The following is a 16,489-nucleotide window of genomic DNA, read 5'->3' as shown; positions in this document are numbered from 1 at the left end:
CTAACAATTAAAAAAATACAAAACTAGACTTGACAACTTCGCATTATTTTTATAAACTTCTAGCTAATGATAACGGAATACACGAAAGACGATGCGTAGAAGAGTAATTTTCGGGATAATTTTAAGAGAGCCTCCTACTGGTGCAACGAGGCAGTTGGAACGAAAATGAAAGTAAGCTACAAGTTGTAACTATGATTTTTAATTGTAGTAGTTACTGGGATTGCGCCCATTACAGCAATGGAGTATCGCTTGAATAAAATCGAGCCGTACTTTTTGAGTCAATCATTGCGAAATGAGTGAAAATAAAGGTGGTAACACGTGAAGACGGGGCTGTGCCATAAGTCCTTCAAAATAGAAGAGATTAGTGAAAATCGTTCTTTGATTTTCACTAATCTCTTCTTTTGGTTTATAAAACAGTTATAATTGGTGCCTTTCGCCACCAATTTTCTAATATTCATTGCCATCAAGGCAATTCCAGCTTCCCTTTTTACCTTCTCAAGACCTCTAACCGAAAATTTTTTAAAACCCAAACAAGCCTTCAATCCACCAAAAACTGATTCAACATCTATTTTACGTTGTCCGTAAATTGAACCAGTTTGGTGATTTGAAAGCAACTTGCGTTCCTTAGCTTTGAAATACTCCCATGCGCTATTAATACTTATTTTACGAGGATTTCCGTTTTTAGTGAATGCTCGGTGATCAATTTTAAAATCGTTATCGTATTTGTTTGCCTGATACTCTTTAAATTCACGTACAAATCCGTACTTATCTTTGCGCTTACGGTAAGCATAAAAACTAAATCTAACTCCCTGCAGATCAATAAAATAATCGTCTTTAGGATGATACGCCCAATTCATGACCTTACGGTCATCACTTTTCCATTTGCGACTATTTTCTTTTAACATTGTCCCATATGGAATTAACGCTGTATGTTCAGGTAATTCATCTTCGAGATATCGATAATTTGATTCTGAACCGTATCCTGCATCAGCCACAATATACTTACCTAAAGTTCCAGCTGCTTTTTGTTGCTGTAAAAAAGGAATTAATGTTTTGGTATCTCCTGGATTTTGAAAAATGCCGAAGGCAGTTACAAATTGTTTACTTGTGGCGATTTGTAGATTATAAGCCGGTTTTAGCTGTCCGTTGAGCATTGGATCTTCCTTAACACGCATGAAAGTTGCATCATGATCTGTTTTTGAATAACTATTTCTTTTACCATAAATTCTGGTTTGTATTTTATGAGCTAATAATTTAGTTTGCCGTAACTTAAGTTTTCGTTTTAAAGATTTTAGTTTTCGACGCCTTGACTTGTCTGGGTTTGGAGAGATATGTTCTTTTTCAATCTTTTTATTCAAATCTTTCAAGTCATTTTCTAACCGCAAGGTAATTTCATCAAGCATTTCTAAAGTAAGATCTGTCTCTGCTGGGAGTTGACACTTAAACTTAGCATCATTTAATTCTTCCAGAAGGGTTATAATCGCAGAGCGATTAAGCTTGTCAAAACGAATCGTATTCTTACGCCAAACAAAACTATATTTATTGGCATCAGCTAAAATTTTAGTCCCGTCAATAAAAGTAACTTCATCAATAAAATTGTTTTGTTTCAGATATTTGGTTAGTTTTAGAATACATTGATTAATCAAGCTCTCAACTTCATCTGAAATTCTAAAACGACAAATTGTTCGGTAGGCTGGAACCTGTTCTTGTGTCAGCCAACGGGCTGCCAAATTCTCCTCTGCCAACGTATTAATACGGCGACTACTAAAGATACCTTTTGTGTACGCAAACAAAATTAATTTTAAAAGTACACGCAGATCATACTTACGTGGTCGTCCAAAGATGTAAGGATCATTAATTTTAAGGTCTTCAACTATTTGATTAATCATCCGTGCAGGATGATTTTCTTTTGGCTCCCAGTCAGTTTTAATACTAAGTACAGTCTGATTTATGTTATAATTATTGTACATTTTGATTATCCTTTCTATGAGGGGATTGTTTTTAAAGGCACTGGCTGCAATCAGTGCTTTTTTATTTTTAATTATACCAAAAGAGCTTCACCAGAAAAATCATTACTTTCTCTGGTGAAGCTCTTTCACTTAGGGACTTATGGCACAGCCCCTTTTTTTCTATCAGAAAATCACATAGTACATAGTTTCTAAGGAGGAATACACATGGATAATTCAGAAAAATTATCAAACAAGCAATATATTATTTTAGCATCATTATTATTCGGGATGTTCTTTGGTGCCGGCAATTTAATATTTCCAATTCATCTAGGTCAGATGTCAGGTCAAAATTGGGAACCTGCTGCAATCGGCTTTTTGCTCTCTGCAATCTGCTTACCGCTTCTATCTATTTTGGCAATCAGTATGACTGAGAGTAACAGTATGTATGATTTAGCACTTCCAGCTGGGAAAAAATTCTCACTTGCCTTCTTGATTCTGACTCATGCTTCATTAGGATTGCTAATTGCAACTCCAAGAACCGCCACAGTTACATTCTCAATTGGAGTTCAACCGTTCATCCCGAAAGCATGGACTCACATAGGATTGCTGATTTTTTCCTTCCTTTTTTTCGGCACTGTTTGTATTCTTTCTTTTAATGAAGGTAAAATCACCCGTAATGTTGGAAAAATTCTTAATCCGCTTTTTGTCTTACTTCTAGCAATTCTTTTCTTTATTGCCTTCTTTCTGAAAGGAACTGATTTACGAAGTGTCGCATTACTACCAGCTACTGGAAAAGGAACAGGTTCATTTATTAATGGTTTCCTCCAAGGATACAATACAATGGATGCACTTGCTGGTCTTGGTTTTGGGGTAACAATTGTCGCAGCTTTAAAGCTTTTTGGTCAACATAAAGAAAAAGCACGTTCACGTTCAGTTGCAAAAATCGGTATTTTAACCATGGGATTCGAAGCTTTAATATATATTTTTCTGATCGCTTTAGGTGCCTCCAGTTTGGCTTATACTAAAATGAGTGCCGATGGTGGTAGTGCTTTTACAACTATTATGGAACATTATACAGGTTTAGCCGGTGCAGCTATTTTGGCAGCTTTGACACTGTTAGCATGTCTGACAACAGCAATCGGATTAATTACTTCTCTTTCAGAAGATTGGGGACACCGCTTCCCTAAAATTGGTTATCATCGCTTTTTACTCATGTCAACGCTTGTTTCTTTTTGTATTGCAAACTTCGGCTTGGAACAGATTATTCTTTATTCATCACCAATCCTTAGTTTCTTATATCCATTAGCGATTGCATTAATTATTCTGGGAATATTAAAACCATTTATTGGACGAAATTCGTTTATTTATCGCTCAACTATTATTTTAACAATGATTCCTGCAATTCTTGATCTCATTCATAACCTGCCACCTATTTTTGCAAAGCTATCATTTATTGCAAATATTAATTCGTGGGCAACAGCTAATATTCCACTTTACAGCATTGGATTGGATTTCTTACCATTTATGCTGGTTGGTCTTTTGAGTGGTTGGGGAATTTCATTATTTGGAGAAAAAAGCTTTAAAAAAAATGTTAAAGATAATAATCATTAAAAGTTTGAGTAATATTACCCTTCTCAATTTTTAAGTGAATTAAAAAACCATCATAGTATGCCACGTTGTGATGTGTTTCCTCCTAAAATTGGACACTAAATCCAACTTTAAGAGTTCACATCATTTAGTACATATAGTATGACGGTTTTTTATTTGAAAATAAATTTTATTATTATGTTGCGTTTTTAATAAACGACATCAAAATATACAATCCATTTTAATTTGTGAGGTTCTGTATTGCATTACATTGCAAATAATGTTTGCGTTTCCTGATAAATATGACGTGCAACATCAGGATGGTTCATTGTATATAAATGTATACCATCTACATTCTGTGTTACCAAATCAACAATCTGGTTAATTGCATAAGCAAGCCCGGCAGCTTTAAGTGCAGCTGGATTAGTTTGGTATCTATCAAGCATCGCTACGAACTTCTTAGGTAAAAAACTAGCACTATTTTGAACTACATGAAGTGCTTGAGAGCGATTAACAATTGGCATAATTCCCGCAAGAATAGGAACATCAATATTGGCTAAAGCACAATCTTCTTCAAATTGGTAAAAAGTTTCATTAGAAAAAAACATCTGTGTTATTAAGCAATCATACCCAGCAGCTACCTTAGTTTGTAACTGCCTAATATCAGTCACTTTGTTAGGTGATTCTGGATGACCCTCGGGGTAACAAGCTCCAAAAATCTTGAAAGTACTGTCCCTTTGCTTAATATAGTCAATTAGATCACTTGCATACTTGAAATCACTTTTAGGTACTTTTCCAGGTACTAAATCACCACGTAGTACCAAAATATTGCTAATTCCACGTTTTTTAAGTTCCGCTAGAATATAATCAATTTGTTTTTTGTCAAAATACCGTGCAGTTAAGTGAACAACCCCTGGTACTTGCAATTCATTTTCAATATATGAAGCTACTTTCAAAGTCGAGTCTTCGAAATCAAGTTGCTTATTATTGCAGGTAACACTAATAAATTCAGGATGCAGGTCACCAAGTGCTTGAACTGTTTGATAGATCTTAGGGTTTTTAATACTAGCTGACGGAGGAAAAACCTCGAAGGATAGATGTGGTTTAGTTAGTATCTTGTCCATCTGTTAACTCCCTTCGAATTATTCTTGTTGCCTCAGTTAAATTAACTAGGCTAGCTTTGGCTTCACGCTCACCTCGCGTCTTTAAACCACAATCAGGATTTACCCAAATATTTTGCTGTGGAACTTTTGCCAATATTTGGTGTAATTCATTAATAATTTCTGTTTTCGTAGGTATTCTTGGAGAATGAATATCATATACTCCTGGACCAACAAGGGTTTTGAAGTGTTTATCTTGCAATTGCTGCAAAATTTCTAAGTTAGAACGGGATGCTTCGAATGAAATAACATCTGCATCCATTTGATCAATTGCTTGAATAATATCACCGAATTCACTGTAGCACATATGTGTATGAATCTGAGTTGTTGCCTTAACTTTGCTGTGTACTAGTCGAAAAGCAGGAATAGCCCAGTCAAGATATTCACTATTCCAGTCACTCTTACGTAACGGAAGTTTTTCACGTAATGCAGCTTCATCAATTTGAATAATATTAATTCCATTTTTTTCCAAATCAAGAACTTCAGCCTGGATTGCCAGTGCGATCTGTAGAGTTGACTCCTCTAAAGAGATATCTTCACGAGGAAACGACCAATTTAAAATAGTTACGGGTCCAGTCAACATACCTTTAACAGGTTTGTTAGTAAGACTTTGTGCGTAAGCTGACCACTTAACTGTAATTGGCTCTTTACGACTAACATCTCCCCAAATAATTGGTGGCTTGACTGCTCTTGTTCCATAAGACTGTACCCAACCATTTTTAGTGAAAAGATAACCGGATAAACGTTGCCCAAAATATTCGACCATATCATTGCGTTCAAATTCTCCATGGACCAAAACATCAAAACCGACATCTTCTTGCCATTTAATACATTCTTGAATATGTTGTTTAATAAATTTATCATACTCGGCTTGGCTAAGTTCGTCTTTGCGTAATGCAACACGGGCATGTTTAACTTCTCTGGTCTGTGGGAAAGAACCAATTGTCGTTGTTGGCAAGAGTGGCAAATGCAATGCGTCTTCTTGTTTTAAACGACGCTCTTCAAAGTCGGGTTTGCGTATAAAATCTGTTTCAGTTAATTTTTCAATCTGTTGGTGAAGTTCTAAGTTTTCTTCAACTCTTGAAGCCGCAAATAATTTTTGATTTGTCTGGAGTAAACCTAATTGTTGATTTTGTTGCAGTAGATCTAACTCTTTTAATTCAGTTAATTTTTCACTTGCAAATGCAAAGTGCTTTTTAATATTTGGCGCAAATGGTTCTGCAGAAACAGTATACGGAACGTGTAATAGTGAACAGGAAGTTGACAAAATTACTTTTTTAATAGGTAAACTATCTAATAAGTTCAAAGTTGTTTGATAATTATTGCGCCAAATATTTTTACCGTTGACAATTCCTGCAAACAAAACTTTATCTTCAGGAAATCCTGATTCAACAAGCTTTTTGGTTTCTTTTCCTTCAATAAAGTCAAGTCCAATACCATCGAAATCAAGAGTTAGTAATTGATGATAGATATCCCGAATATCACCGAAGTAAGTTTGCAACAATATTTTGGTTTTGTCCTTCTTAGTAAGTAGTCGCTGGTAGAAATCATAAACCCATTGAATTTCAGAACTAGTTAGGTCATAGACAAGAGATGGTTCATCAATCTGAATCCATTTTGCACCGTTTGCAGATAAATCCGCAATTAAGTCACCATATGCAGTAAGCAAGTTCTGAGTAAAATCTTCAGCTGTTACACCTATACCAAATTCGGAGAGTTTTAGTAGTGTAAATGGTCCAATAATAGTTGGGCGAGTGATTATTCCAAGTTCTTTTGCCTCAAGAAATTCATTAATAATTTTCCCACCATGATATTGAAAACTATTGTCATTAGTTAATTGCGGTACAAGGTAATGATAATTGGTGTTAAACCATTTCTTCATGGGCCATGCTTTGAAGTCCCCTTCTTCTCCTTGATAGCCTCGAGCTAATGCGAAGTATTTATCAAGATTGGATAAAGATGAGTTTTTAATCTCTACTGGAATTGCATTGAATAAAAAAGTGGTGTCCAAGAGATTGTCATAAAAGGAAAAATCGTTACTAGGAATTTGCTCTATTCCAGCATGTTGTAATTCCAGCCAATGTCTTTTTCGTAATTCTTTGCCGACTTTTCTTAAGTCTTTTGCAGTTATTTGGTTACGGAAATATTTTTCAGTCGCAAATTTCAATTCACGTTGTGCTCCAATGCGTGGAAAACCCACAATTGTTGTTGTCATATTAAATAACTCCTTCATATACTATTTATTGTGGTTAACTCTAACATAGAAAAAGTTAAAATAATAATTGGCTTTTTTAATTATTATATATAGGTATTGCCTATAACAAGGATAAAAAAATTGGTAATTTGTATAATTAAGTTTTATATGTTTTTAAGTTATAGAAAAGAAAAACTTATAACTTTTCTTATCATAAAAAACACATACATAGTCATTATTAGAACTAATGAGCTTTGCATGTGCCACCTTTTTTTATAAATTTATAGAATGTAATTTTTAATTCCGTGTATAATTCCATCTTCATCATTGGACAATGTAATAAACCTTGCATATTCTTTAACCTCTGACGATGCATTTTTCATTGCAATCGGAGTTCCAACCGACTTGAACATTTCGATATCATTTTGACCATCGCCAAAAGCAGCTAATTCTGATTTTTTTAAATCCTCGCTTGATTGGATATAAGCAATTGCATTATTTTTAGTTGCGTTAGAACTGGTTATCTCTAAATAATTTTGGCCAGAAAATTTAGCTGCTATATTCAAAGAAAGTCCATTGATTTTCTGCGCAATCTGTTTTAATTTACCATTATCAAAGCAAATAATCATTATCTTATAAACCGGATTGTTTTTTAAACTTTCCTGGTTAATATTGTTTAAGAGTTCTGGTTGAAGTCCTGTTAGGTTAGATTCATAAAGAATTCCGTTATCAATTTTGCGAGTATACCACATATTCTTTGTATACCAGCTAATTGATACATCTGGATGATCAGTAATTAAATTTAGTAGTTTATAAGTATCTGCATACTCAAGCGGTAATGAAAAAATTTTCGCCTTTTCACTTTGTTTTTTTTCAAAAATTAGACCTCCGTTAAATGATACTTGGGCATTTCTTAAAGCTAAGTTTCTAATAGCGAAGTCCATTTCCATTGGAGCTCTGGCAGAAACCAATGTAATTGGGATTTTTATTTCTCTCAGAAACTTAGTAGTTTGATAACTGATTCTTCCTTGAGAATTTAACAAAGTATTATCCATATCAAGAAAAATATGCTTAATCATTATTCTCCCTCCTTAACTTTGATATATTTTACTTCAATAGTTTTTTTAAACCATTTTTTATATGCTTCGGACAATTTATTATCTGTAATAAGTACATCAATTTCAGAACAGTCAGCTAATTTGTAAGGTGATGATTGTTCTGAGTTAAATTTATACTGTTCGGCAATGACGACAATTCTTTTGGAACGCACAATAGCTTTTTTTAAAATAACTGCGTCATCTTTATCAACTACATAAATTCCTTCTTCACATACCCTTGATGTGCCAACAAACATGGTATCAAATGTGAAAGAATCTAATTGTGTCAGAGTTTCTAGTGAATAAGTATAACGATTGCCTTTATCTAATTGGCCACCAAGTAACTCAACTCGAGGAAGTGTGTTTTGAGATAAATTCAGTGCATTATCTATAGAATTTGTAATTACTGTTATGTTCTTCTTATTTAGAAGTTGGCATAATAACACAAGCGTTGTTGACGTTCCAATAAAATATAGTCGTTTAGATATTACCATCTTCTCTGCAGCAGCTGCCATACTTGCTTTGACTGAGGAACGGACATGTGATCGTATACGATATCCAGGAACATCATTCAGATTATTATTCATTATTCCACCATGAAAACGAACTGCTTGACCAGTTGAGGCCAATCTCAAAACATATCTGCGCACAGTGTCAAATGAAACTTTAAAATATTCCGCTAAATCTTTTGTGGTCAATTCATCTTTTTCATTTAGCATCTGTTTTATTATTAAAAGCCTACTTGCTTGATTCATATTATTTTCACCTCGAGAGAATTTTATCATTTTTAGCAAGTATAAAAACTATTTTCGTTCAAAGAAATAATTGTTCTTAATTATTTATAAGCGTTTGATGATTGAAATAAAGATTTGCTATAAACATGTTTCTTAAGTCAATGAGGAACTAGAAAGATAATATTTTCTATGCTATAATCCAATTTTATGTGTAGAAAGCAGGTGTCTTATGAAAGTAAAAGTCCATGTTGCAAGTGCATTTAGCAAAGATAATAAGGGTGGAAATAAAGCAGGAATAGTACTATTTGAACAATCATTGACTACTACTCAGAAAAAATCAATTGCTAAACAATTAGGTTATGCAGAGACTGTGTTTATATCAAATCAGAAAGAGCTGATTATAAATTTGAGTATTTTACACCAAAAGATGAAGTTGCTCTATGTGGTCACGCTACAATTGGTGCGTTTACTGCATTAGGTTATTTAAAGAAACTTTCCAAGACTCAGTACACAATTGAAACTAAAAGTGGCATTCTCGCTATTAATATCGAAGATGATCTTACCTTTATGGAGCAAGCTAAACCGATATATTATGATGTCGTTACACCAGAAAAATTTGTTAAATGCTTTAATATTGAGCATTTGGATAATAAATATCCAATTCAAATTGCTTCAACTGGTTTAAAAGATATTTTAATTCCCATAAAAAAAGAAAGAAATCTAAATACATTACAACCTAATTTTGAAAAAATTAAGGAAATCAGTGAGTACTATGATGTAGTCGGAATGCATTTATATACTTTTAAAGATGATCGAATTATATGTAGAAATTTTGCACCTCTGTATGATATTGATGAAGAATCGGCGACTGGAACTTCAAATGGTGCACTAGCTTGCCACCTTTATGAAAATCTTCATCTGCATAAAGACACATATATATTTGAACAGGGACATTCTCTAAAACTACCGTCTGAAATATTAGTTAAATTAGTAACTAATAATAATGATGAAGTTGAAAAAGTTTATGTTGGTGGCAGAGGATATTATTGTGAAAATAAATATCTAAATGTTGAATAATTGGTTTTTATTTCAAAATGAAAGCAAAGTTCCCTACTCAGTGAGGGAGCTTTGCTTTTTGACTATAAAGAAAAATTTTTTTGAACTGCAAAAAAAAGCTACTCAATTCTTAGCAGCTTTTAACTTTAACACAGCTCCCCCGCTCATTTAGTGGAGAATACTGTCAAATTTAATTTAGTGACCTTTTGATAGTCATCGTTAAATTGAGAACCATCAAGCCATCCCATCTTTTTAGTAAATAAAAATTATTCTTTGATATCAATCAATATTGTGTATTATTATATAATTTTTTCCATTTTCTTATTTTAGGACGAAAATTAGTAAATGGAGCAACTGTATTGATATGAATCCATTTCCATAATGGCCATTGAGCTTTGTTGTTAGCCCAATTTCGTTGATGAAGTCCAAACAACTCATCAGTTGATAAAGTGAGTATCCAATCGCACACTTGTTGAACCAAATAATTCAATTGTTCACGTTGTGCAATTAGTGATTGCTCGCCAAAATCATTATAAAACTGTTGATACAGTCCACCAAGATTATTCCACTTGAAGTCAGGAGTTGGTGTGATCACAGTTTTACCTGTTTTTTCTTGTTGCTCCCAAGATAATAAAAGCGTTCCCCAGCCTAATTGATAAGACAACATCTGTGACGGAGTTCTATCAACTGAAACAAGTAATACATTTCTTTGATCCTCCGAAATATCATTAAATTCATTAATAAATCTAGAGTACGAAAATTTAATTTTTTCAACTAATTCAGCTTGATTGTTATATTGTAGCATTGCCAACCTCCATTATTTTTGAAAAGGAAGAATCATTACTGGGTAAACTGATCAATTACCTTTTTTTCAATCCAACCACTCTCTTTTTAATGACCAGAAGTTACTTTTATACCGATAATACCAACTAGTAGCATAAAAATAAATATCCATGTTATAACCGAAATCTGATCATTAGTTAATCACTATGTTGTCAATAATTTGACCAGCATCTGTAGCGGTTAAATATTTAATGCTATTACTCATACCTACAACAGGTGCACTAGCATCAACCGTAATAGTTGAAGCTGTTTCACCAGGATGTTTCTGATCCATTTCCTCAAAAGTAGTAATATCGTCTTGTGGCAAATCACTTGCAGCTACAAGTGTACTTGTTTTTTTGTACGTAGTAGTTGTCCCTTGCCCTATCCGTACTAACTGATTTTCATTAACAAAGAGATACAAATAACCTAAACTATCCCCACTAGCAACAGCTTTTTGCGTTAATTGATAGCCAGCATTAGCTGCATTAACTTTTTGCGCAGCATAAGTTATATTCTGGTTTAGTGATATTAATGAATATGAACTCAATTTCTGAATTGCGGAACGCTCATAACTATTGTATCGATGTTGATACATATAACCATCTTCAATCATAATTTTACCAGTATCACTTGAACTGGTCGTAGTTTCTGGTGCAATCCATGTACCATTTAATTTATTTAATGAAATTTGGCTAGTTGCCTTTTTTGTACTTGTATCAGTAAATGATTGACCTCGTGCAATTGTTATCGTTTGCTTAGTATCAACATATTGGATATTAATCGAATATAGATGATGTCCTTTGGCAACAAAAGCTTCAGGAAGTGTCATACCATTTGTTTTTGTTTCTAGGAAAACTAAATCAGATAATTTACGGACTCTAATGTCTGAACCTAGCTTTTTTAATGAATCATTTACTTGTGCAACACTCATTAAATGGATACTTTTTTGTGCACTTTTTATATAGTTTTTAAGCATATTTTGTTTCCACTTTTTTAACGAAACTCTTTTATAATTAACTGAACTAGAAATAAATTGTCCTTTAGAGGTAGTCCAGCTAGAAAGTGCATCAGTTTTCGAAACCACTGAACTAGTTATCTGTTTTGAAACACCTTGGTCCTTAGTCTGCTTTGAACTGATACCTTGATTGAAAGTCCAAGTCTTTGATTCAGCCTGCAGTGTTTTATTTGTCGTTGCTTTAACGTTATCATCAACTGCTTTTTCCTTTTTTTGAAGACTACACCCTGAAACAACCACCATTAATAAAATAATTATAAAAATATTTAATTTACGCATAAAAATACCCCAATTCATATTTAATCGACTAATCTTACTTTTTCCCAGCAATTTGTATCTATTCAGTTATTGACTTTCTAAATAAACTGGTAACAAAATTTCATTAATCAAAGTCTCTATCATATCAGTACTGATGTTTTTTCGTAAAAACATTTTATAGCGAAGCCACTCAAAGGGTAGTAATTTCACATCATTCGAGATATCCGCTTTTACCTGCTCTCCACGAGCTCTTGCTCGATCCAGTATTCGATTTATAGCCCGTAAATCAATTTCTGAATTTCTTTCCATTAGTTGGAGTACAGTTGCATTTGGTTGTGTACCAATCTCAACTAAGACACTTCTTAAAAAAGGTTCTCCTAATGCGTCAATACTGATAAGAAAACGGTCCATTAATTGAAAAAGATCATCCTGTAAATTCTTACCAGTTAAAACAAGCTTATCAACACTACCGTTATTTTCAAGTTTAATCCTTGCTTGAAATGCTGAAATAGCAAGTTCAAGTGGTGTTTCCCACCGACGATAAATTACAGATTTACTGGTTCCTGCTAACTCTGCAACTTTCTGAAATGTAAGTCCTTCTACCCCTTCTTTATCCACAATTTTACGTACAACCTCATAAATAGCACTTTCTAGTTCGGCTCCCCTGCGTCTAATATTCCCCATAAATAACACCTCTTTAAGATACTTTCAGTTTCTTATTGACTTTTATGCTTCATAGAGTAATATAACATGTGTAGCTTTAGGATACTATAAGTTTCTTATTAGGAGGATAAATTTATGTCTGGAAAAAATTCTGATATTCCAAAATCAGTGATGGTTACTGCTTGGATTCTGGTGCTTGGTGCAATGGCTCCATTACTTGATTCAACAATGGTAAACATCGCTATTCATACATTAGTTAAAGATTTAAACAGTTCTGTTGAAATTGTTCAATGGACTATTACAGGATATGTATTAGCAACGGGTATTGCAGTTCCATTCTCTAGTTGGCTATTAAATAAATTTGATGGTAAGCACGTTTTTTTAATGGGGGAAATCCTCTTCGCAATTGGATCAGTTTTATCTGCAATTTCACCCAATATTAATTTTCTTATAGGTGCGAGATTGATACAAGGGTTTGCTGGTGGACTGATTATCCCAATCTTGACAACCTTATTGGTACAAACAGCTGGCCAAAAGGTGACGGGACAAATGATGGCAACAGTTGGTTTACCCATGATTCTTGGGCCTCTGCTTGGTCCAATTTTTGGCGGAGTCATCATAAAATATCTCTCCTGGCATTGGATTTTTTGGGTAAATATTCCGGTAGGTATTATCTCAATTATATTAATTATTTGGAAAATGCCGCATTACCCTGCACAAAATAAAACAGCTAAGATGGATCTTACAGGAATAATATTGCTTGCAACTGCAACCACCGCAATTATCTACGGAATTGTTAAGGCCTCTAGTGCAGCTAATTTTTTGAACCAGAAAACATTGTTGTTTGTTGGTATAGGTTTAGCATTAATATTCTTATATATTATTTGGGCTTTGAAAATGAAAGAAACAGTTGTCTTACCATTGAAATTATTTAGCCATAATTCCTTTAATGGCTCTATCATTGGTCTTTTTATTGCCGGTACAGTTCTAAATGGTGCAATGCTATTGTTGCCACTATTTTTTCAAGATGTTCACAATATGAGTGTCATGGCAGCCGGACTTGCACTAATTCCTCAAGGTATCGGTATGTTGATATCGCGCCCTCTTACAGGTAAATTAACTGACCGTATTGGTGCAAAATATGTTGTCTTTGGCAGCCTTTTGATTACATTTATAGGAACCCTTCCATTTTATTGGATTGATGCTACAACATCTTATTGGATTATCGCTGCCATTTTATTCATTCGTGGAATTGGCGCTGGAGGAATCCTAATGCCATTAATGACTGACACGTATACTGGGATGGAAAAAGCTGAAATTCCTGCTGCTTCTATTGGTTCTCGAATTGTTCAAAACATCGGTAGTGCATTCGGATCCGCATTGATTTCAACTTTAGTTACTGCTTATGTAAACTCAAATATTGTATCTTTTAAACACAATCTTGCAGTCAATAAGTTTCATGGCAATCCAGCTTATGTGAAAATATTTTTGCAGCATCATTTAGAACTAATCAAAGTTCACTCATTTCAGTATGGATTTCTGATTATTTCTATCGCTGCACTATTAACTGCGCTACCAGCAATGTTGCTTACAAATAGGTTTGGGAAAAAATAATTTTATTTAAGTATAAAAAAGAAGTTGTGCCGTAATTATTATTGCGGTTCAACTTCTTTTTGTGATAATCAAAGTCAGTGCAAAGCTTCTGGATATTTAGCAAGTAGTTTTGCAAAAATATAGCATCCGAATTTACTAAATATAATGAGTTACTAATACTATACATTATTTTAAGATAATCATGTTTCCTGTTGAGCAATCATATCTTAAATTTAATGTTATTTCAGCTTTTCTACTTTCTACTCATGTAGTGAATGTTTTCTTGTACGAATGAATCGACTAGATTTAAAGATGGTATATTAATTATTCAACACCTAAAGCTTTAAATACTGCATCTTCAGGTGTACTGTAAAAGATGATATTGAACGTTGACATCAATTCGGGTGGTACCGTTGCTAAATCTGCTGCATTCGCCATTGGTACTAAGATTTTCTTGGCCCCTGAATCGCGTGCCACTTGCATCATATCGGCAAGGTTTGTCACGCGAATTAAAGTACCACCAATTGTTATGTCACCTAAGACAGCCATACTTGCAACAACAGGCTTATTCAAGGAGACAGAACATAAAGCAATCATTGTTGGCAATGACAAAAATATAGGATTCCCAACACCATTCAGATCCTGCGTGTTAAATACAAAATCATGGGTAATCATCGAAATAGATGAATTGATTGTCACTGCATTGGCATTTAAGTATTTGTAAGCTGAATCGGCCTTTTCTTTAGCTCCTGAATCACTCCCCAGTCCTGTGGCCTTAAATTTACCATTTCCAGCCACCATCTGTGTTTCAAACTTAAATGCTCCAATACGTCCACTTGTACCAATTGATGCTGAGTAGATATGACCTGGTTTCCCACTACCTTCAGGAATTAGTTTCCCACTACCTTGCTCAGGAACTGACACATACTCTTCATGATTTTCTTCTAAATCAATATATGATAAATTAACATCGAAGAATTCCATACCACCAATTTTCTTAAGTTGCTCCTTAACACGTCGCCGCATTTCAATTGCAAATTTAAGAACTTTTTCAACTTCTTTTTTACCAAATTTACCGTGCGGATAAACTAACTTAATCAACCCTGACACCATTTTCTTTACTGCAACCGTATCGCGTTGGTTCAACTGAGAACCAAGTTTAAAATACTTATCAATAGCATCACTGTAAGTTGTTTTGCGTAATTCTCGCATTACTTCCGCATAGTAATCTGTAATGAAGCCATAGTCATTCGTAAAAAAATCAGGCCGGTATTTTGGAATTTCCCACCCTGGAAGATAACAATGTATTCGGTCGAGAAAAGCAGAATCTGTGCCCATTTTTTCAGGGAATGGTTCAAATAGGTTCGATGTCTTTAATATTACATCTACACTTTGATTAATATTTCCGACAAACACCATTGAAGCTGAGGCATTCTTCTCTTCTTTACCACGAGCAAATGATCCAGATGCCATGTAATCTTTCATAATCTGAATCAAATCACCATTTTTTACATTAATTCCTGCTACTTCGTCAAATGCAACCGTATCCCACATACCGACTAACCCCATCGTACGGCGAGCCATGTTATAAAATAAATTAGCTACCGTAGTTTGACCACCAGATACTAATATTGAATTTGGTGAAATTTCTTTATAAATATGCGACTTTCCAGTACCACGTGGACCAAGTTCACACAAATTGAAATTATTTTCAATTAAAGGAACTAAACGTGCTAAGTGCAACCATTTAACTCGTTCATCAAATTGAGTTGGTTCCATTCCAACAGATCTGAGAACAACATCAATCCACTCTTTTTCAGTAAAGGCAGCTCTTCCTCTTTTAAACTCTTCAATGTCAAGACCCGGCATTTGAATTGGATCTACTTTTCTTGCAATAAATGGTGAATTTTGCTGATCATTTTCATCAAACCAGTATTCCATTTGAACGATACACCAAATACCGCCACCCAGTAGTCGATCATATTTTTTAGGGTATTCCTCACTAATACGAACAGCCGACAGACCTAGGTTTGAAAATTCGGCTTCATATTGATCTTTTCTCTCATTCAAGGAAACACTGACTTTATCAATAACCGTGTAACCACCATTTTCACGAATCTTTGCTTTCACTTTCTCAGCTTCATCTGGGCGAACATAATTGCGGGCTAAAATATTTTTAACATTTTCTACTCCCTTTTCAACGAGTTGTTCATCCAAAGATGAAGCGTACATTCCCAATAAATATTCCAACACATAAACAGGAACATTCGCGCCTTCTTTAATTTTTTTGGTTAAATCTTTCCGAACAATCTTTCCGGGAAAATTTGCTACCAGTTTATCTAAAATGACTTGATCCAC

General features: G+C 34.1%; 11 protein-coding genes and 1 pseudogene. 3 read left to right on the top strand and 9 right to left on the bottom strand.

Translation table 11 applies throughout. The annotated features are described in order from the left end of the window. Window positions 1-278: 278 nt before the first annotated feature. Window positions 279-1,970 carry an IS1182 family transposase gene (locus tag G6O70_RS08125; RefSeq protein ID WP_219934269.1) on the bottom strand — a complete coding sequence of 564 codons (1,692 nt, stop codon included), beginning with the start codon at window positions 1,968-1,970 and terminating at the stop codon, window positions 279-281. 204 nt (window positions 1,971-2,174) lie between these two features. Here G6O70_RS08125 and brnQ point away from each other — a divergent pair, with 204 nt between their 5' ends. Beyond that, window positions 2,175-3,560 (top strand): branched-chain amino acid transport system II carrier protein, encoded by a 1,386-nt coding sequence (gene brnQ / locus G6O70_RS08120; RefSeq protein ID WP_057869976.1) that lies wholly within the window; start codon window positions 2,175-2,177, stop codon window positions 3,558-3,560. 242 nt (window positions 3,561-3,802) lie between these two features. On the opposite strand, the gene metF is transcribed toward brnQ, so the two are convergent. From metF to G6O70_RS08100, 4 genes are all read right to left on the bottom strand, one after another. Then, window positions 3,803-4,660, bottom strand: a complete 858-nt coding sequence (gene metF, locus G6O70_RS08115; RefSeq protein ID WP_057869977.1) for a methylenetetrahydrofolate reductase [NAD(P)H] — start codon at window positions 4,658-4,660, stop codon at window positions 3,803-3,805. Beyond that, complete coding sequence (gene metE, locus G6O70_RS08110) at window positions 4,641-6,911, bottom strand: 5-methyltetrahydropteroyltriglutamate--homocysteine S-methyltransferase (RefSeq protein ID WP_057869978.1); 2,271 nt, start codon at window positions 6,909-6,911, stop codon at window positions 4,641-4,643. The genes metF and metE overlap by 20 nt, the downstream gene beginning before the upstream one ends. 260 nt (window positions 6,912-7,171) lie before the next feature. Then, the gene (locus G6O70_RS08105; protein WP_083481934.1) at window positions 7,172-7,969 is read right to left on the bottom strand and encodes a Cof-type HAD-IIB family hydrolase; all 798 of its coding nucleotides are present in this window, start codon (window positions 7,967-7,969) and stop codon (window positions 7,172-7,174) included. Continuing rightward, the gene (locus G6O70_RS08100) at window positions 7,969-8,742 is read right to left on the bottom strand and encodes a DeoR/GlpR family DNA-binding transcription regulator (protein ID WP_057869980.1); all 774 of its coding nucleotides are present in this window, start codon (window positions 8,740-8,742) and stop codon (window positions 7,969-7,971) included. The genes G6O70_RS08105 and G6O70_RS08100 overlap by 1 nt, the downstream gene beginning before the upstream one ends. Before the next feature lie 208 nt (window positions 8,743-8,950). On the opposite strand from G6O70_RS08100, the pseudogene G6O70_RS08095 reads away from it, so the two are divergent. Then, window positions 8,951-9,798 (top strand): annotated as a pseudogene (locus G6O70_RS08095) (PhzF family phenazine biosynthesis protein). Between the two features lie 262 nt (window positions 9,799-10,060). Here G6O70_RS08095 and G6O70_RS08090 read toward each other — a convergent pair. The 3 genes from G6O70_RS08090 to G6O70_RS08080 form a co-directional block, all read right to left on the bottom strand. Next, a complete protein-coding gene (locus G6O70_RS08090) occupies window positions 10,061-10,582 on the bottom strand; it encodes a ClbS/DfsB family four-helix bundle protein (protein WP_057869981.1) in 522 nt (173 codons plus the stop codon). 171 nt (window positions 10,583-10,753) lie between these two features. Further along, complete coding sequence (locus G6O70_RS08085) at window positions 10,754-11,896, bottom strand: hypothetical protein (RefSeq protein ID WP_057869982.1); 1,143 nt, start codon at window positions 11,894-11,896, stop codon at window positions 10,754-10,756. 66 nt (window positions 11,897-11,962) lie between these two features. Then, window positions 11,963-12,559: a TetR/AcrR family transcriptional regulator gene (locus tag G6O70_RS08080; RefSeq protein ID WP_057869983.1), complete on the bottom strand. Its 597-nt coding sequence runs from the start codon at window positions 12,557-12,559 to the stop codon at window positions 11,963-11,965. 114 nt (window positions 12,560-12,673) lie between these two features. On the opposite strand from G6O70_RS08080, the gene G6O70_RS08075 reads away from it, so the two are divergent. Next, the gene (locus G6O70_RS08075) at window positions 12,674-14,152 is read left to right on the top strand and encodes an MDR family MFS transporter (protein WP_057869984.1); all 1,479 of its coding nucleotides are present in this window, start codon (window positions 12,674-12,676) and stop codon (window positions 14,150-14,152) included. A gap of 303 nt (window positions 14,153-14,455) precedes the next feature. Here G6O70_RS08075 and brxL read toward each other — a convergent pair whose 3' ends face one another. After that, on the bottom strand, window positions 14,456-16,489 hold the full coding sequence (brxL, locus tag G6O70_RS08070) for a protease Lon-related BREX system protein BrxL (protein ID WP_057869985.1): 2,034 nt from the start codon (window positions 16,487-16,489) through the stop codon (window positions 14,456-14,458).

It is taken from the genome of Liquorilactobacillus hordei DSM 19519, assembly GCF_019443985.1.
GTDB lineage: Bacteria > Bacillota > Bacilli > Lactobacillales > Lactobacillaceae > Liquorilactobacillus > Liquorilactobacillus hordei.
The sequence above is the reverse complement of the archived record's forward strand: the minus strand, read 5'-3'. Positions and strand labels throughout refer to the sequence as shown.